The sequence below is a fragment of the Oceanimonas doudoroffii genome (assembly GCF_002242685.1).
Classification (GTDB): Bacteria; Pseudomonadota; Gammaproteobacteria; order Enterobacterales; family Aeromonadaceae; genus Oceanimonas; species Oceanimonas doudoroffii.
In genome coordinates this window covers 1,825,829-1,841,786 of the sequence record NZ_NBIM01000001.1, presented here as the reverse complement: position 1 = coordinate 1,841,786, position 15,958 = coordinate 1,825,829, and the positions used below count along the sequence as shown (strand labels likewise).

The 15,958-nt window shown below is 55.7% G+C and carries 19 protein-coding genes; 6 read left to right on the top strand and 13 right to left on the bottom strand.

All coding sequences use genetic code 11. From position 1 onward, the window contains the following. Positions 1–5 precede the first annotated feature (5 nt). Entirely contained in the window at positions 6–1,136 is a 1,131-nt protein-coding gene (locus B6S08_RS08545; RefSeq protein ID WP_094200292.1) for a sodium ion-translocating decarboxylase subunit beta, read from the top strand. A 387-nt stretch (positions 1,137–1,523) separates the two neighbouring features. On the opposite strand, the gene B6S08_RS08540 is transcribed toward B6S08_RS08545, so the two are convergent. Continuing rightward, positions 1,524–2,375, bottom strand: coding sequence for a Tim44 domain-containing protein (locus B6S08_RS08540; RefSeq protein WP_094200291.1), 852 nt, complete (start codon positions 2,373–2,375; stop codon positions 1,524–1,526). Positions 2,376–2,543: 168 nt separating this feature from the next. Between B6S08_RS08540 and dnaB the strand changes: the two genes are divergently transcribed. Next, on the top strand, positions 2,544–3,938 hold the full coding sequence (gene dnaB / locus B6S08_RS08535; RefSeq protein WP_094200290.1) for a replicative DNA helicase: 1,395 nt from the start codon (positions 2,544–2,546) through the stop codon (positions 3,936–3,938). A gap of 9 nt (positions 3,939–3,947) precedes the next feature. After that, positions 3,948–5,036 carry an alanine racemase gene (gene alr, locus B6S08_RS08530; RefSeq protein WP_094200289.1) on the top strand — a complete coding sequence of 363 codons (1,089 nt, stop codon included), beginning with the start codon at positions 3,948–3,950 and terminating at the stop codon, positions 5,034–5,036. Positions 5,037–5,105: 69 nt separating this feature from the next. Here alr and B6S08_RS08525 read toward each other — a convergent pair whose 3' ends face one another. Continuing rightward, positions 5,106–5,318: a hypothetical protein gene (locus B6S08_RS08525; RefSeq protein WP_094200288.1), complete on the bottom strand. Its 213-nt coding sequence runs from the start codon at positions 5,316–5,318 to the stop codon at positions 5,106–5,108. 38 nt (positions 5,319–5,356) lie between these two features. After that, positions 5,357–5,806: a zinc uptake transcriptional repressor Zur gene (gene zur / locus B6S08_RS08520; RefSeq protein ID WP_094200287.1), complete on the bottom strand. Its 450-nt coding sequence runs from the start codon at positions 5,804–5,806 to the stop codon at positions 5,357–5,359. 1,145 nt (positions 5,807–6,951) lie between these two features. Here zur and B6S08_RS08510 point away from each other — a divergent pair. The 3 genes from B6S08_RS08510 (at position 6,952) to B6S08_RS08500 (ending at position 8,581) form a co-directional block, all read left to right on the top strand. Then, positions 6,952–7,521 (top strand): hypothetical protein, encoded by a 570-nt coding sequence (locus B6S08_RS08510; RefSeq protein ID WP_094200285.1) that lies wholly within the window; start codon positions 6,952–6,954, stop codon positions 7,519–7,521. Positions 7,522–7,589: 68 nt separating this feature from the next. Beyond that, positions 7,590–8,141, top strand: a complete 552-nt coding sequence (locus B6S08_RS08505) for a hypothetical protein (protein ID WP_094200284.1) — start codon at positions 7,590–7,592, stop codon at positions 8,139–8,141. 101 nt (positions 8,142–8,242) lie between these two features. After that, positions 8,243–8,581 carry a hypothetical protein gene (locus B6S08_RS08500; protein ID WP_094200283.1) on the top strand — a complete coding sequence of 113 codons (339 nt, stop codon included), beginning with the start codon at positions 8,243–8,245 and terminating at the stop codon, positions 8,579–8,581. A gap of 325 nt (positions 8,582–8,906) precedes the next feature. On the opposite strand, the gene B6S08_RS08495 is transcribed toward B6S08_RS08500, so the two are convergent. The 10 genes from B6S08_RS08495 to B6S08_RS08450 all read right to left on the bottom strand — a co-directional run bounded on the left by B6S08_RS08495 (position 8,907) and on the right by B6S08_RS08450 (position 15,867). Beyond that, positions 8,907–9,212 (bottom strand): ogr/Delta-like zinc finger family protein, encoded by a 306-nt coding sequence (locus B6S08_RS08495; RefSeq protein ID WP_094200282.1) that lies wholly within the window; start codon positions 9,210–9,212, stop codon positions 8,907–8,909. A gap of 412 nt (positions 9,213–9,624) precedes the next feature. Then, positions 9,625–10,662 (bottom strand): phage integrase, encoded by a 1,038-nt coding sequence (locus B6S08_RS08490; RefSeq protein WP_094200281.1) that lies wholly within the window; start codon positions 10,660–10,662, stop codon positions 9,625–9,627. After that, positions 10,659–12,860, bottom strand: coding sequence for a replication endonuclease (locus tag B6S08_RS08485; RefSeq protein WP_169716378.1), 2,202 nt, complete (start codon positions 12,858–12,860; stop codon positions 10,659–10,661). Before B6S08_RS08485 ends, B6S08_RS08490 begins: the two co-directional genes overlap by 4 nt. After that, positions 12,850–13,101 carry a hypothetical protein gene (locus B6S08_RS08480; protein ID WP_094200279.1) on the bottom strand — a complete coding sequence of 84 codons (252 nt, stop codon included), beginning with the start codon at positions 13,099–13,101 and terminating at the stop codon, positions 12,850–12,852. The genes B6S08_RS08485 and B6S08_RS08480 overlap by 11 nt, the downstream gene beginning before the upstream one ends. Then, positions 13,098–13,379 carry a pyocin activator PrtN family protein gene (locus tag B6S08_RS08475; protein ID WP_094200278.1) on the bottom strand — a complete coding sequence of 94 codons (282 nt, stop codon included), beginning with the start codon at positions 13,377–13,379 and terminating at the stop codon, positions 13,098–13,100. The genes B6S08_RS08480 and B6S08_RS08475 overlap by 4 nt, the downstream gene beginning before the upstream one ends. Beyond that, the gene (locus B6S08_RS18225) at positions 13,376–13,912 is read right to left on the bottom strand and encodes a hypothetical protein (protein ID WP_141202182.1); all 537 of its coding nucleotides are present in this window, start codon (positions 13,910–13,912) and stop codon (positions 13,376–13,378) included. Before B6S08_RS18225 ends, B6S08_RS08475 begins: the two co-directional genes overlap by 4 nt. Before the next feature lie 92 nt (positions 13,913–14,004). Next, positions 14,005–14,667, bottom strand: a complete 663-nt coding sequence (locus B6S08_RS08465) for a hypothetical protein (RefSeq protein WP_094200276.1) — start codon at positions 14,665–14,667, stop codon at positions 14,005–14,007. Between the two features lie 149 nt (positions 14,668–14,816). Beyond that, positions 14,817–15,395: a GPO family capsid scaffolding protein gene (locus B6S08_RS08460; RefSeq protein ID WP_094200275.1), complete on the bottom strand. Its 579-nt coding sequence runs from the start codon at positions 15,393–15,395 to the stop codon at positions 14,817–14,819. Between the two features lie 62 nt (positions 15,396–15,457). Beyond that, positions 15,458–15,673, bottom strand: a complete 216-nt coding sequence (locus B6S08_RS08455; protein WP_094200274.1) for a hypothetical protein — start codon at positions 15,671–15,673, stop codon at positions 15,458–15,460. Beyond that, positions 15,670–15,867, bottom strand: coding sequence for a helix-turn-helix domain-containing protein (locus tag B6S08_RS08450; RefSeq protein ID WP_094200273.1), 198 nt, complete (start codon positions 15,865–15,867; stop codon positions 15,670–15,672). Before B6S08_RS08450 ends, B6S08_RS08455 begins: the two co-directional genes overlap by 4 nt. Between the last annotated feature and the right edge of the window lie 91 nt (positions 15,868–15,958).

Below are 15,958 nucleotides of genomic sequence, written 5' to 3'. Positions count from 1 at the left end.
ACGGAATGGACTCTTTGTTGACCCTGTGGCAGGAAACCGGCATCGCCAACTTCCACTGGAAACAGCTGGTAATGATCGCGGTCGGCCTGCTGTTGCTGTATCTGGCCATCGCCCGGGGCTTTGAGCCCTTGCTGCTGCTGCCCATCGGCTTTGGCGGCGTGCTGGCCAATATTCCCAATGCCGGCATGGCCGAGCCCGGCGGTCTGCTCTATTACGTCTATGAAGTAGGCATCGGCAGCGGGGTGTTTCCGCTGCTGATCTTCATGGGGGTCGGAGCCATGACCGACTTTGGGGCGCTGATTGCCAACCCCAAAACCCTGTTGCTGGGGGCGGCGGCCCAGTTTGGTATTTTCGCTACCCTGTTCGGTGCCATTGCCCTCAATGCACTGCCCGGTTTTGATTTTACCCTGGCGGACGCCTCGGCTATCGCCATCATCGGCGGTGCCGACGGCCCCACCGCCATCTTCCTGGCCTCCCGGCTGGCACCGGATTTGCTGGGGGCCATTGCCGTGGCGGCCTATTCCTACATGGCGCTGGTGCCGATCATTCAACCGCCCATCATGAAGCTGCTGACTACCCCGGAAGAGCGGGCCATCAAGATGGATCAGCTGCGTCATGTGAGCAAGCGCGAGAAGGTGATCTTTCCGCTGATGATCCTCACCCTGACCCTGCTGTTCCTGCCGTCGGCGGTGCCCCTGGTGGGCATGTTCTGCCTGGGTAACCTGATGAAGGAATCGGGCGTGGTGGACCGGCTGTCAAAGACCGCCCAGAACGAGCTGATCAACGTGGTCACCATCTTCCTGGGACTGGCGGTGGGCTCCAAGCTGTCGGCTGAACAGTTCCTGACCCTGGATACGCTTGGGATCCTCGGCCTGGGTGCGGTGGCCTTCTCCATCGGCACCGCAGCGGGTGTGCTCATGGCCAAGCTGATGAGCCGGCTCACCGGTGGCAAGGTTAACCCGCTGATCGGCGCCGCCGGCGTATCGGCGGTGCCCATGGCGGCCCGGGTAGTGAACAAGGTGGGACTGGAAGCCAACCATCAGAACTTCCTGCTGATGCATGCCATGGGCCCCAACGTGGCCGGTGTGCTCGGCTCGGCGGTGGCTGCCGGTGTGCTGCTGGCCCTGGTGGGCTGACGACTGTCAAACTGGATGACAAGGCGCCTGCGGGCGCCTTTTTTATTTTGGGGAATAGGAGGGAGCTGGGAATGGGGATACGGGGTTTCTCGCTCCCACGCTCCTGCGTGGGAGTGTATATCGGATGGTCAGTCGGGGGCTGCGGTTCAGTACTTTGCTCGGTTCGGTAGGTTGAAATGAGCGCAGCGAATTACCACATTTCACCGTCGCCTGCCTTGTTGCGATTTCGCTCATCACAACCTACAGCGTGCTGTCGTTCCTTCGCAGTGTGAGTACGTTGTGGGCAGGCCGCCCCTATTCATCAGGGACAAGATCCGCGCGCGAAAGGGGGGCGTAAATAAAAAGGGCTGCCCATGGCAGCCCTTTGATTTGGCAAACAGGAAGTTATCAGGCCAGATCTTCCAGGCCGACAATCAGCCAGGGGGCGTTGGCCTGGGTCAGGTCCCGCTCCAGGTGCCAGATTTCATTGATGTCCTGCTCCACGTTTTCCACGCTGTCGCGGTAGCGGCCACTGAACTTCAGGCTGACCTGAGCCTGGTAGGAAGTATGGTCGGCACGCACCAGCTCGGCATCCACGAACATTACCTCGGTGTGCTGATCGCCGCTCAGGCTGGCCCGCTCGCGGCTCAGCTCGGCAAACAGCTCGGGAGACATGTATTCCCGCATTTTTTCCAGGTCGTTCTGGTTCCAGGCCTGCTGCAGGGTGCGATAGTGCTCGCGGGAGCCCTGCAGGAAGGCCTGCATGTCAAAGCCTGGGGGCAGGCTGAAGGGCACATCGGTCTGGCCAAAACCGCCGGTGGCACCGGTGGCCGGGGCGGACTGTGGCGCTTCAAAGCGCTGGGGGCCATTGTAGGCCGGCTGCTGCGATTGTTGCCGTGCCTTGCTGCCCTTGAGGGCGCGCAGCAGGAACACGGCACCGATGGCCAGGCCGGCGATCAGCAGAAAGTCCATAAACTGGAAACCTTCAAAAGCGCCGGAGCCCAGCAGCCAGGCGAACAGGCCGCCGGCCAGCAGGCCGCCGAGAATGCCGCCCATCAGGCCGGACTTCTTGGCCTTGGGCTGGGCCTGGCTGCCGGCGGTGTTGTTGATGTTCTGCTGGGCCGGTTGCGCCGGCGCGGTCTTGTAGGACTTGCCGACAGAGCGGCTGCCGCCGCCCATCTTGCGGGCTTCGGCGTCAAAGGCGGTGGCGGTCAGGCCCACCGCAAAGACGAGGGTAAACAGGGCAAGCAATTTGCGCATGGTGATTTCCTTGGGTTACAGACTGGCAACATCGTAAAGCAGGGACATGTTATGTCAACTGCTGTTTAATCATTCGCCATCGACTTTTACGGTTAGGGCAAGATTGAACCTTTCAGTGGCGGGCAAAAATTCCGATAATGGCGTTTTGGTCACGCAGTGAGAGTTCCGATGACAGACAAATCCGCCGCCAGGCCCGATCAGGCCGTGGCCCAGCTGAAGATGCCGCCCCATTCCTTTGAAGCGGAGCAGTCCGTGCTGGGCGGCTTGTTGCTGGACAACAACGCCTGGGATCGGGTGGCGGAAAAGGTCTCGGATACCGACTTTTACAGCCGGCCGCACCGGCTGATTTTTCAGGCGATGCAACGCCTCAGCCAGACCGGTAATCCCATCGATTTGATCACGGTGCAGGAAGAGCTGGAGCGGCACGAGGCGCTGGAAACCGTGGGCGGTTTCTCTTATCTGGTGGAAATCGCCAAGAATACTCCCAGTGCCGCCAATATCGGTGCCTATGCCGATATCGTGCGGGAGCGGGCGGTGGTGCGCGAGATGATTTCCGTGGCCAACGAGATTGCCGAGGCCGGCTTTGACCCTCAGGGGCGCAATTCGTCCGACCTGCTGGATCTGGCCGAAAGCAAGGTGTTCAAGATAGCCGAAAGCCGCACCAGCGCCAATGAAGGCCCGCAACCCCTGCGTAATCTGCTCGAAAAGACGATCGATCGCATAGAAGATCTATTCAAAAATCCCCATCAGGGCATAACCGGAGTCTCGACGGGATACAATGATCTAGATAAAAAAACTGCCGGACTACAGCCTTCCGATCTAATTATAGTGGCGGCCCGACCCTCTATGGGTAAAACCACTTTTGCAATGAATCTTTGCGAGCATGCTGCACTAACAAATGACAAACCTGTGCTCATATTCTCCTTGGAAATGCCATCTGAGCAGATTATTATGCGGATGCTTGCATCCCTGGGACGAATCGATCAAACCCGCATTCGTACCGGGCAACTGGATGATGAAGACTGGGGCAGGTTGTCTTCCACCATGGGCATGCTGCTGGAAAAGGGTCAGCTCTATATTGACGACTCCTCCGGTCTGACTCCCACCGAAGTACGCTCCCGGGCCCGGCGTGTGGCCCGCGAGCACGGCGGCGTCAGCATGATCATGATCGACTATCTGCAGCTGATGACGGTGCCGAGTCTGGCCGATAACCGGACCCTGGAGATCGCTGAGATATCCCGCTCGCTCAAGGCCCTGGCCAAGGAGCTGGAAGTGCCCGTGGTGGCGCTGTCCCAGCTGAACCGAAGCCTGGAACAACGGGCCGACAAGCGGCCGGTAAACTCGGATCTGCGGGAATCGGGATCCATCGAGCAGGACGCCGACCTCATCATGTTTATCTATCGGGACGAGGTCTATCACGACGACAGCCCCGACAAGGGTATCGCCGAAATCATCATCGGCAAGCAACGTAACGGACCCATAGGCAAGGTGCGGCTGACGTTCCAGGGGCAGTTTTCCCGCTTCGACAACTACGCCGGACCGGATTTCGATGATGATTATTGAGGAGCGAACATGGATGCACGGGGAGCGGTGGCCCGCATCAGTCTGGCGGCGATTCGGCACAACCTGAAGGTGGCCAAACAACAGGCACCCAATGCCAAGGCCGTGGCGGTGGTCAAGGCCAATGCCTATGGGCACGGTGACCTGCGGGTAGCGGCGGCGCTGGAGGCGGAAGCGGATCTGTTTGCGGTAGCCCGCTTTGAAGAGGCGCAGCGTCTGCGTGCCGGCGGCATTCGCCTTCCCATCCTGTTGCTGGAAGGTTTTTTCAATCTCGAGCAGCTGCACTATGCCGCGCGCCACGACTTTCACCTGTGCATTCACGGTCACGCCCAGCTCGATGCACTGGAGCGTACGCCGCTGGCCGCCTCGGTGACCGTCTGGGTCAAAATCGACTCGGGCATGCATCGAGTGGGCTTTGCCCCGGAAGAGGCCGAAGGGGTGTTTGCCCGCTTGGCGAAACTGCCTCAGGTGGTGCAGCCGGTGAACGCCATGACCCACTTCGCCCGGGCCGACGAGCCCGAGCAGCGCACCGTGACCGAGGCCCAGATTGCCCGTTTCAAGGCCGTCACCGATGGCAAAGTGGCGGCCACCGCCCTGTGCAACTCCGCCGGCGTAATGGCCTTTCCCGAGGCCCATGCCGACTATATTCGGCCCGGCATCATGCTCTATGGCATCACCCCCTTTGGCGATCGGCAGGGCACCGACTTTGGCCTGCGCCCGGCGATGAATTTTACCACCACCCTGATCGCGGTACGTGAGCACAAGGCCGGCGAGCCGGTGGGTTATGCCGGCAGCTGGGTCAGTCCTCGTGACACTCGCATTGGCGTCATTGCCGTGGGCTACGGTGATGGCTATCCGCGCATGGCGCCGGCAGGCACCCCGGTGCTGGTCAACGGCCGCCGGGCCACCCTGGCTGGCCGGGTTTCGATGGACATGGCCACGGTGGATCTGGGGCCGGACGCCACCGATCAGGTGGGAGATGAAGTGCTACTGTGGGGTGAGGGGCTGGCGGCGGAAGAAGTGGCCCGCCATGTGGGCACCATTGCCTATGAGCTGGTGACCCGCATGACCGCCCGCCCGAGACTGGAATACGTGGATTAACGAGGATATTCCTCAGGCAACCCGGTGATCAGCCATCGGGTTGCCTTATACTGCTTCACGCTTCACGCTTCACGCTTCACGCTCAAGTATTCCCAGTTTCTGCTCAAATTCCTGCTTTGCCGGGTTCCACTTCATGTAATACCAGGGGTTGTCGGTCTGCCAGACCGGAAAGGTCAGCTCAATCTCGTTTTCTTCGTAGTGATACAGCGAGGTACTCAGTTTCACCTCGCTGGCCAGGTAAAACACGGCCAGCAGCAGAAACAGCTTGAAAAAGGCGCCCATCCTCAGCATTCCTTGTGGCTGGTGGTTACCTAACTATATCAGCTGTCGGCGGTTTCGCTCCGGCATCGGCGGCAGCGGCCATGGGCCTCGATAGACTGGCTGGTGATGGCAAAGCCGTGCTGCTCGGCCTGATGTTCAAAAGCCCGGTTGATGGCCTGATCGTGCAACTCGATGACGTCGCCGCACTGGGTGCAGATCAGCAACTGCATGGGGTGGTGCTCGGCGAAGTGGTCGCAGAACAGAAAGGCATTGAGGGACTCTACCTTGTGCACAAAGCCCTGGGCCAGCAGAAAATCCAGCGCCCGGTACACGGTGGGCGGCTTGGCATTGGGCTCCAGCTCCCTGAGCCGGTCCAGCAGCTCATAGGCGCTGACCGCGCCCTTCTGGCCCGCCAGCAGCGAAAACACGTGGCGCCGGGTGGGGGTAAAACGAACCCCACGCTGCTCGCACAATCGCTCGGCACGTTCAAGTTGTTGTTGAATGGACATAAATCAGGCTCACGCTAAGGCTTCTGGGCGCATCTTAGCACAGCTGGGATGCCCGTCCTGCGTTCAAGGTTGGGTCTGTGAGCCTGCTTGGGTATAATGCGCGCCCTGTTGTTCAAAAAGTCGTCATACACATGAGTCATTACCCCAGCGCCCGCTTTTCCGTTGCCCCCATGCTCGATGGGGCAGACTTTTAAATAAATCATTGTTTTTATTAGAGTGATAAACTCATTGGGATACTTATAGATCACCAAGGATCTGATTAAGCGCACTTTCTGGCCCCTGCCATCGCCAGACTCTCCGCCCGTTCCCGGGCTTCCTGCCGCAGGCTGAACTGGACTTGTGACATACCTCCCCACAGCCAAGAGCATTCTACTCGGCACCTTTCGGCAAAAGCTCGGTTTGGCAGGGCGCGATAACGCCTTGTATCGCCTTATGCATCAGTGATCGCGTAGCGGACTTGTCCTGGCCTGCAGTTTCGCAGGGTCTTCATGGGCTCCGCCCATACCCGCCAGGGCGGAGCCCTGGACCCTCACATTAAATCCCGGGCTTGGTAGCCGGCAATATCACGTCGAGCTGAAGGGGCCCTCGGTGATCCAAGCGCATTAACTCCAGCCGGGCTCAGTAGCGGCCGGGGCTTTATGCCGCACACCGGGGCCCGTCTTCCATTCGGCGGTCTGTAGCGTCATAATGCAAAAGCTTCATACGATGCCAATCTACTGGCAGAGAGCAACCTCAGCAGGGACGAGGAGAGGCAAGGTCGCCCGCAAGACCCGGGCGGTAGCGTGCCCATTGCAGGAAATTATGCTGGTTTTGGTTGTATGAGAAGCCTATTAAAATACTGTTTTCATATACAGTATATTTTGCGTTTCTCGGTTCGGATGCTCAAATTGTCGCAGCATGATGCGCGTATACAACCAACAAATTTGATGAAATCATTAATTATCAATAAGTTGACGTGTAAACAAAGTAGATACTGCGCATGGCCATGCATCAATATGCGCATGCGCGTTTTTGCCGGTGTGGAATTCCTTATTTAATAGAAAAGTTCAATTTAATAATCATCTTAAGTTATATTTTAAGATAGCGTGCATGAGTGTGTATGTGCATATGCAGTATTAAAAATGTTATGCTTTAAAGAGGAAAGCATGAGCGAAAGAGGTACAGGCGAACTTATTTTAACACTAGGTGAAGACTTTCAACGCTGTTACACCAATGTCTTAAAAGATATTGAGGAGGGTGAAAAGCAAGAAGACGGTACAACTCTCGCTGATCATGAGTTTAATGCACGTCAGCTCGTTAGAGCTGGTTTCGCTTATATCGAGGGAGTCAGCTTTTCTCTGAAAGTTGCTGCAATTGATGATGCTATTGATAATGGCATTGAACTAACCCAAGCCGAAATAGACTTAGCGTTTGAAGTTTCTCACCAGTTAAATGATAAAGGTGAAATTGTTGCAGTTAGTGCTCATATCAACCTAACTAAGAATATAAAATTTGCTTTTAACCTATATTCAAAAGCTCATCAGTTAAATAAAGCATTTCATGCGGGGGGTGCTTGGTGGGGCGATTTTAAAAAAGCAATCAAAATTCGTGATCGGTTAATGCATCCTCGTAGTCCTGAAGATCTTGACATTGAACCTAGTGAAGTAATTACTGTAATTTCTGCGGTTAGAGGGTTTGAAGCTTTGTTGACTGAATATGTTGAAGTCAAAGCATAACAAACTGCTGTAGTCGCATGTGGCTTAATGACTGATTGACTCGTTATATTCACGGAGCGTGACGACATATGGACTGGGAAACTGTATTTAAATTCATAACGGCCTCAACTGCCTCTATTGGCATTGGAGGAGCAGCCATTTTCGCCCTGTCGTCGTGGCTGGGCAAGGTCTGGGCAAATCGAATTCTTGCTGACCAAACACATGAGTTAGCATCTGCTCTCGAAAAAACAAAGCGAGAATTAGACCTGATTAAAGAAACTACCCTCCGATTTCAGAACGATAAAATTCTTACATATCGTGCAACTATTGATGTTGTTTCTCGAATACTCTCTTCTTTTGATTCCCATGAAATGGGACGGCTTCAGCCGCATGAAGCAGGCAGTCGCTTTGATGAGTTTAACGAGCAAAGAATGAGGGTGTATGGCTATCTTGCGATGCTTGCGCCACAATCAGTAATGGATGCGCAGGATAAGCTCATGGATCATCTATTAAAAATATCTAATGGAACCGAAAAGTACGTATGGAGTGATGTTCGAGAGTTAGCACTTAATATGTTGAATGAAGCCCGGAAAGATATTGGAATAGATAAGAGATCAATAGTATATAACGGTGATTTGTGAATATAGCAAATCAATCAACGAAAGCCCTTCGGGCTCGGACCTTCAAAAGCCTTCGCTTTTTGGTTCGTTATTGAAACGTTAATTTCACAAAGGAGTTTCGAGTGAACCGAAAGATGGATTACATATATGACATTTCAGAAGGATGGGTATATTCTGAGGCTGTATTTGAAGAGGTTCTAGGACAAGATTACTCATCAGACCATGCCGAAGCTATCAAATTCGCTGGATACACTGAGAACCAGCTCGAGAAAGTGAACAAGCCTTCATTAATAATTGAGCACTATAAGGGAAGTTTTGATTCAAAATTCCCGTACCTCCTGTCAGTATCTGATGAGGTTGATGTCAATCTTGTGTTAATTCCAAATTTTATTAGCTTGCAAAAATGTATCTCTGAACTTTTTTCTTCTAATGAGACTTACCTTGCTGCCACAAAAAGTTAACAAGTTGCAGCACTTCAGCCGTTACTCGGCTCGGGCTTAGATAAGCTACGCTTATATCGCCCGGTGTGCAAAACGTTGACGGCATCAAGGAGTAGGGCCACGTCATTGCTGGCAGATTGGAGGTTATAACCACTGTGATGGCTGGTTACTACTGGATGTGGATTTAACCGAATTCACCTGCAAGCCAAAGCGGATTAACGTTAGCCTGCTGGATGGTCTTATTCAGCTGATTGATACCCAGGTAAAGGCATCACAAGGCCAGAACCGGGACTGCAGCCACCTCCTGGTGGTGGCCAGCCGCCACCAACTTGAAGAATACTCACTTTTACCGCCTGACGATCCTGGGGCCGCTTGGTTCGGCTTCCATAGCAGGCGGTAGCTCTTTTCTCAGTTGCTCCACCAGCTCTTCCCGTTCTGCCGGCGGCATCCTGCTGATCATCCTGAACACTTCGCTATCCCGTATGGGCAGCTGTGAGGGTGCCAGTTCGTGGGAATACCCCACTGATTCAACCCAGCGGTGCCCGCACAAAACCTCCGTGCAGCTGATATAAAGCTCGGCGTAATCGGCGGAAATCCGGTTGTTTTTCGTGACGGTAGCCTTTGCCCCACAGGCTCGGCAGGTAAAGCGCATCTTTTCCCCCCAAGAATTTCAAAAGTGAAATTTTTCAGCCCGGCATAAAAACGGGCCAACTCCTTGCCCTGCCTGGCTTTATGCAATGTTTATTTCTGGCCAGATAAAACATTGGAATGTGAAATACACCCACGTAAACGGCCTGAGAGGCAGAGCCGGCGGGGTTTTGCGATCCTTGCCGGATCTTGCGCCACCCCGCCGTAATTTCATTTTTCTTCAAAAAAGATCATTCGTTGAAATTCCGCTTTCCCGGCCATGAGCCCAGTCATGGCGCGGATTGGCGGGCTGCATTGCACTCCCGCAGAATTTCATATTTTTTATGACGTAAAGAGCGGAGGCGGGCGCGGAGGAGCGCGGTTTTCGTGGCGTGTTTGTTTACGCCGTGGCTGCCTCCTGGTGTCCCTCTCCGCCATCACAGCAGCCCGGCCGCCGCCAATGGGTTCATCTTCACCGCGTCTTCCAGGTGGTCAGGGGCGAAGTGGGCATAGCGCATGGTCATATTGATGGTGGAGTGCCCCAGTATCTTCTGCAGCACCAGAATATTGCCGCCGTTCATCATGAAGTGGCTGGCAAAGGTGTGGCGCAGAACGTGGGTACACTGGCCTTCGGGCAAGGTGATCTCTGCCTTGTCCAGGGCGACTTCAAATGCCCGGTAACAGTCACCGAACAGCCGGCCCCTTCGCCTGGGGAGCTGGGCGAACAGCTCCCGGCTGATCGGAATGGTGCGGTTCTTGTTGCTCTTGGTGCGGGTGAAGGTGATCCGGTGCGGGGATACTTGGGACTGCTGCAGCTTCTCGATTTCAGACCAGCGGGCACCTGTGGCCAGGCACAGCTTGACCACCATCAGCAGATCCGGGTTACTGCTTTCGGCACAGCTACACAGCAGGCGCTTGAGCTCAATCTCGTACAGAAACGCCAGCTCACTTTCAGAGACCTTGAAGGCCCGCACGCCGTCCAGCGGGTTGCCTTCCTGCCATTCGCCCAGACGCTTCAGCTCATTGAATAGCGCCCGCAGGTAAGAATGCTCACGGTTGACAGTGGTCGGGCTGACTCCTTTCCCTTCCTGCTGGGTAGCGCGAAGGTTGGGCAGTTGGCCGGAAAGCCTAGCTTCGCGGTATGCTGCAAAATCCCGAGCGGTGAAATCGGTGGCCACCGGATTTCCCAGAGCCTCGCACAGGTTGAGCAGCTTGGTTCTTCGCCGGCCTCCATCGCTCAGACTTTGCCCGTGCAGGTTAAACCAGGTCTCTACCAAGTCCTGCAGGCGGCGAGTGTCGCCATCATTGTGCCCGTCATCCATCCATGGGCGATCTTGGTTTGGCTCCAGTAGAAACCGCTCGAAAGCCATGGCCTCGCCTTTGGTGGTGAACTGGCGGCGCACCCGCCGGCCGGCCCTTCCTTCTGGAAACACTTCAGCCAGCCACTTGCCGGTGGGGAGCTTGCGTACCGTCACAGTGCACCTCCCTGGCTCGGGCATGAGGTTACAAACCCGGACAGCCTGGCCAGGTGCTCACTTTGGTGAAAGGATGCCGGCGCTTCCAGGCGTTCCTTGTCCAGCAGGGTTTCCAGAGTGTGCACTGCCCGGAAGGTATCCATCGCGTTTTTGATGTACTCATCAAGCTGCAGATCGCCAGCCAGCACGGCCATGGCCTGGCGTTTCAGTTGGTATTGCTGCAGCTGCTCCAGATCCCGGTCTTCTTCCCATGCGTTCCTGCCGTTCGGCGCCGGCGACCGGCCAAACTGGGGACGGTGCCGGGACTGGTAAAGCCGGCCGTCACGGATCCAGTGATAGAGCCCGTCCACTACCACCACGGCACCGGCTTCCATTCGTGCCCGGTCCACGTTATCGAGCCCGGCGCGGGCCAGTTCGGTGGCCAGGGGAGGGAGTTCTATCTGCCCCGTACAGTTATTGTCAGAGCTCCAAGGGGCGCGGCTGCCGCCGCTTAAAGGCAACTCGCTGCGCTCGCCACAACCCCGCGCCTGTGACTTTCTGATCACGGCCCAACCATCCAGGCGGGTCCGCATCGAGCAGCCCCCGGCCGACGTAACACCCACCAGGCGGCGCAGGTCTTCGCCGTATTTGCTGGCACAGGGGGTGACTAGGTGAGCCAGCTTTACAGGCCTGTCTTGCCGGGGCAGCGAGACCCCGCCCATGGAACCAATAAACTCCGCCCAGTTGCCGGCGTCGGCGGCAACTCTAGCCGACTCAATCAAAGGATCCTTGACCGCTTCCCGTAGCCTCCGCAGCTCCCGCCACACGGTCACGGCCGGGCCGCCTATCTGCTGAAACTGACGGATGCCCCACAGGCTAGCCCAGGCGGCCACGTTGGTAGCGGTATCGCTGGACCGGGCTTCGGCCTCGTAGTCATCACCTACCCGGTGGCCATCGATGTTCTTGGCAATGTACTTGGCAATGTAGCCCGTGGCGCTGCCGTACTCTGGATCGATGGCCAGCACGTCAAAGCGGGCAGAGCGGTTGTTCTTTATTTCGCCCTGGTCGTGTTCACATGCGTAATAGCCAAGAATGTCCCGCAGTTGATCACGCTGGCCCGGCGCGACGAAAAGCAGCATATGCCAGTGGGGCGTGCCGTCGTGGTGCGGCTCCACCACCCGAAAGCCGTATACGGTAATGCCGGCCCGGGCCATGGCGGCACGGGCCTTGGCCCACTGCTTGCACAGATAAGCCTGGGCGTCTTTTGGGCTGGTGCCGCGGTATCGCTTGTTACGCACCGAGCGGCCCCGGTCTGCTTTGACCGTATTCCAGGCATGAAACCGGCTGGGCGTGGTCCAGGTGTAGAACTCGGCGGCGTGGCCCTGCTCCCAAGCCAGATCTTCAAACCCCCGCATTCTTACCATCAGCTCCACCCGGCGGACTTCCGGATTAGAAACGCTGGCAGCGTGGGCCTCGGCCAGTGATAGTTCCAGCCCTTCTTCCTCATTCACCACCAGCATTTCCGCCAGCCAGCGAGCTTGGGCGGTTTTATTGGCCCGGTATTCCATAAAGGCCCGATGCGATACATAAGGGCTCACGCCCCGGCGTACCTCGCCGGACATAATGGCAATCAGCTCTTGGTGTCGCTGGTAGGCGCGGCGGATCTGCCTCAGCCACCAGCCGTCATCCTGCAGCCTGGCCAAGGCACTGGCTGCATGGTTCAGGTGCTTATCGGTAACTTCACCGCTCAGGTCGGGCAGTACCGGAGAAAAGCCCCATTGGCGGGCCGGGGTCATGGCGGCCGCCAGCAGCTCATCGGCCGGCTGGGGAGAGGTAAACCCCTTGGTTGAGTTATCAATAATGGCGGCTACCTGACTGGCCCACTCGCGGGCTACTTCTTCACGCCGTTTTTCCTCGTTGATGCGTTTCAACGGAACGGGAAAACGTTCTTGTTGCGCCCGGGCAGTGCCGGCCGCCATTCGTAGCCATATGTTTGCCGATTTCGCCTTGTATTGTTTCCGGCGGCGCTGGTATTCACCGAACAGCTTACCGGCGGCCTTGAGTTCCAGACCTTTGAGCGCGTACTCAATGAATGCCAGGTCCTCCGGGCCCGTGGGCCCGGAGAAGAGTGCCTGAATCACTTTCACCCCGGCTACATAGTCGGGGATGGTGACGGGAAGAGGCTGACGATCCAAAGTAGGGGACAGCTTAGTGCTCACGTGACCCCCTCAGTTTTTTCATGCCTTCCTCAAGGTCGAGCCGGTTATTTTCATCCAGCTTTTGGGTCATGCTTTTGCCAACTTCTTGGATCAGGTAACCCAGGCTTCTTAAGGTTTTGTCCGACATGCCGGAGGCCGGGTCGAGACTGGAAAGCAGATCACCCAGAGCCGTCACGCCCAGGGCCAGGCTATGAACGCTGTCTTCGTTTTCGGCGATGCGCTGTTTGATGGGAGTGGTCATGCTGGTTTACCTCCCACACTGAGGCGCTGGATCCGCTCGGCGGCGGCCTGGCGCTGCGTATCGATGTATGCGGCCAGGTCAACCAGGTGAATGAGATAGGGTGATTTTTGGGAAGCACGAAAGGCCGGCACGGGGAGCTGGCCGGCAGTGGCCTTGGCCTTGGCGGTTTGGGGGGCCATGCCGAAATAAAGATCGGCCACGTCGTCCAGGCGAACGGTGGTCACGCCACCGTAGGTGGCCATCAACATAAAGACGGTGGGAGATAATACCTGGCTCATGCTGCCCCCCCTTTACGGGCCGGGGTACGGCTCAGAAACACCAGATTCGGGCCGGCCAGATGGGCGCGAGCCTCGGCCTCGGACCGACCGAAGGCGGAAACAATACGGACACGGGAAAGCTCGGCCAGCTTGCGGCCTGGGGAGCAGATAAGAAATTGATAGAGCATGTTGATACCCTGCTTGAAGTTCAAAACAGGGTGGATTGGCAGCCTCAAGACGTGCGCCCAAGCAGGAACGCGCGATGGTGCTTTGCGGTCAAGCCGCTTGGCTCCAATCCTTGCACCACAAAGTGATAATGAACCTGAAGTGGCTTCAGGTCCATATTGAATGTGGCGTACAAATTTTCCTGCTTGGTTTTCGTCCTGTGGGTGTCTAATCCACCGGTTTGGCTGGGTGTCTAGGCCAGCGAGTACGATAATACGCAGGGTGTCAGCAAAGCGCAACAGGGTGATTTTTTCAGCAGGCGCTTTACACACAGGATCGGCGATTGCATAATCAACAGTGTTCTTGCTTTTAGGGTGAATAGTCATCACTGTTTTTACCTATGGCTTGAATATTAAATAATGAGATTCCATTGGCGTGGGTGATCTCTGTTCAAAGCCGGGTCTACTACCCGGCTTTTGCTTTACTGGGCTTTGGCCAGTACCTTCAGCTTGTGGCGGCCGGCGGGGGTACTCAGTAATTGAAGTTCTTCATGGCTTAACGAAGCCGGCTGATAACGCTGGAATACAACCTCTTCCGCACCAGGCAAAAGCACCACCTCACTGGTGTTCTCACTTCTGGAAAGTTCTGACAAGGTATCGCTGATTAGTTTTTCAATCCCTGACTCGACCTTGCCTCCAACAAGCTTTCGTTTCATTTTTATAAAACCTGCCGCCGGCTTCAGAGCCTCTGTTAGGCCACTCTGAATAGCATTTATCGCTTCGTTTTCAAGCCAGTAGATATAAAGAGAATTGAATTTCCTCCTGGCTTCCTGGGTGGCTAAGTAAGCGTCGGAAAGCTGCCCTTTCATTTCCCCGACTTTGGTGTTAATGGCTTTCATTCTGTCATCCAGTACCAGCACGGCACCTTTCAGTTGTGCAATACTTTTCAGCGTCTTACTTTCGCCGTAGATTAGGCCGTCAGATTCAACGGATGATTGCGCTTCAAGTTGCTGCTCTTTTTCGGCTTTCTCCTTGAGCAGCTTTGATTTCAACTGGTTCAGAGAAACCATCTGTTGATCAATCTCGTCCTGATGTTGCTTGGCTTGACCGAATGCTTTAAAGGCGGCGTTAATTTCGTTATTCATGGGTTATTCCTTCGTTTTTTCTTCATGATTTTTTGTTTAGTCCCCAACCATAATGGCCGTCCGGATCACCTTGTGAATGAGTCTGGGTCGTTTGGTTTATTTCTTGGGGAGCTCTGCTTTTTTGATATGCCACCTGGCATGGCTGACCTTTACACCAGGTAGAAGCCCCGAGCTTCACTGGCGGCGGTGTACAGTTTGTTTTCAAACTCCTGCTGTTGCTGGGCAATCCTTTCCACTGCACCGATCAACTTCTGGAACTCGGCATCGCTGACCTTTTCGGCCTTTGCGGAGAAGTGCAGGGGCTCAGACTTGGAAATAAGTCGTTTGCCCTGACTGAACTGCATCTGGGTGGTGCCGGTGCTGGCCGGCTGGTCGGTCACACCCACTCCCATCAGGTAGGTTTTACTGGTGCCGGCGAAGTCTTCAGCTGGCTCAATGCTGCAGAACCGCTTCTGGCCTCTGGCGTTGAGCGACTGCAGCTCACGGGTTGGTTTGAGAATGGCGAACAGCTTCATTTTGCCGATCACCTGCTCGGCTTTGAGCGCGATCACCTGGCCCATTACATCCGCTTTGCGGTTATGGTCTGGCCACAACAGGGCGGTGTAAAAATCGGGGCTGTAGGTCTCGGCCATTTGCTTCAGCCAATGGGCGGGAATAATGCGGCCATCAGCGGTGTTGCCTTCGGTGGCAATGCAAATCCAGCCGGTACGGATGTTTGATTCTGACATTTGGTGTTTTCCTGATTTGGTCATTGATGCTGCCTCCACGCCGCCTCACTGACCCCAACTGGCTACACCAGATGAAAACCACCGGCATGGAACCCGAGTTCTGAGAACAGTGCTTGTTGCTTGCGTTCCAGGCGCTCAACGGCGGCCATCAGGCTTTGTCCTGGACTGTCCGGCAGAGTGCTGAAAAGCTCTGCTGCTCGTCTCAGCTCGGTAAGCTCCTGCTTGAGTTCGGCCACCTGGCGTTCTACTAGCCCGTTCACACTGGTATGGAATGTCACGCCTTCACCTCTTCTGGCCTGCAGCCGGTTTTGCAGCTTTGAAGAAACGCTTCCACGTCTTCACGCTTGAATTTCAGCTCTCGCCCTACCCGGTAGCACACCAGACCTGGCTTTTTATTGCGTACCCACTTACTCAGGGTGACTGCATGCACGTTCAGGATTTTTGCAGCCTCATTGGTGTTTAACATCTGCATTTTCCACCTCCTTTCGGATCCTTTCTTTGTTCTTATATCGCCTGCATTTTCCTTTAATCGCTTGCGTTGGCAGCTTTCCGAGTTCTGCAAA

What these genes read in the sequence shown, in the direction of transcription:
- B6S08_RS08545 (WP_094200292.1), top strand. Translation starts at nt 6, where the DNA reads ATGGACTCTTTGTTGACCCTGTGGCAGGAAACCGGCATCGCCAACTTC.
- B6S08_RS08540 (WP_094200291.1), bottom strand. Translation starts at nt 2,375, where the DNA reads ATGCGCAAATTGCTTGCCCTGTTTACCCTCGTCTTTGCGGTGGGCCTG.
- dnaB (WP_094200290.1), top strand. Translation starts at nt 2,544, where the DNA reads ATGACAGACAAATCCGCCGCCAGGCCCGATCAGGCCGTGGCCCAGCTG.
- alr (WP_094200289.1), top strand. Translation starts at nt 3,948, where the DNA reads ATGGATGCACGGGGAGCGGTGGCCCGCATCAGTCTGGCGGCGATTCGG.
- B6S08_RS08525 (WP_094200288.1), bottom strand. Translation starts at nt 5,318, where the DNA reads ATGGGCGCCTTTTTCAAGCTGTTTCTGCTGCTGGCCGTGTTTTACCTG.
- zur (WP_094200287.1), bottom strand. Translation starts at nt 5,806, where the DNA reads ATGTCCATTCAACAACAACTTGAACGTGCCGAGCGATTGTGCGAGCAG.
- B6S08_RS08510 (WP_094200285.1), top strand. Translation starts at nt 6,952, where the DNA reads ATGAGCGAAAGAGGTACAGGCGAACTTATTTTAACACTAGGTGAAGAC.
- B6S08_RS08505 (WP_094200284.1), top strand. Translation starts at nt 7,590, where the DNA reads ATGGACTGGGAAACTGTATTTAAATTCATAACGGCCTCAACTGCCTCT.
- B6S08_RS08495 (WP_094200282.1), bottom strand. Translation starts at nt 9,212, where the DNA reads ATGCGCTTTACCTGCCGAGCCTGTGGGGCAAAGGCTACCGTCACGAAA.
- B6S08_RS08480 (WP_094200279.1), bottom strand. Translation starts at nt 13,101, where the DNA reads ATGACCACTCCCATCAAACAGCGCATCGCCGAAAACGAAGACAGCGTT.
- B6S08_RS08475 (WP_094200278.1), bottom strand. Translation starts at nt 13,379, where the DNA reads ATGAGCCAGGTATTATCTCCCACCGTCTTTATGTTGATGGCCACCTAC.
- B6S08_RS08465 (WP_094200276.1), bottom strand. Translation starts at nt 14,667, where the DNA reads ATGAATAACGAAATTAACGCCGCCTTTAAAGCATTCGGTCAAGCCAAG.
- B6S08_RS08460 (WP_094200275.1), bottom strand. Translation starts at nt 15,395, where the DNA reads ATGTCAGAATCAAACATCCGTACCGGCTGGATTTGCATTGCCACCGAA.
- B6S08_RS08450 (WP_094200273.1), bottom strand. Translation starts at nt 15,867, where the DNA reads ATGCAGATGTTAAACACCAATGAGGCTGCAAAAATCCTGAACGTGCAT.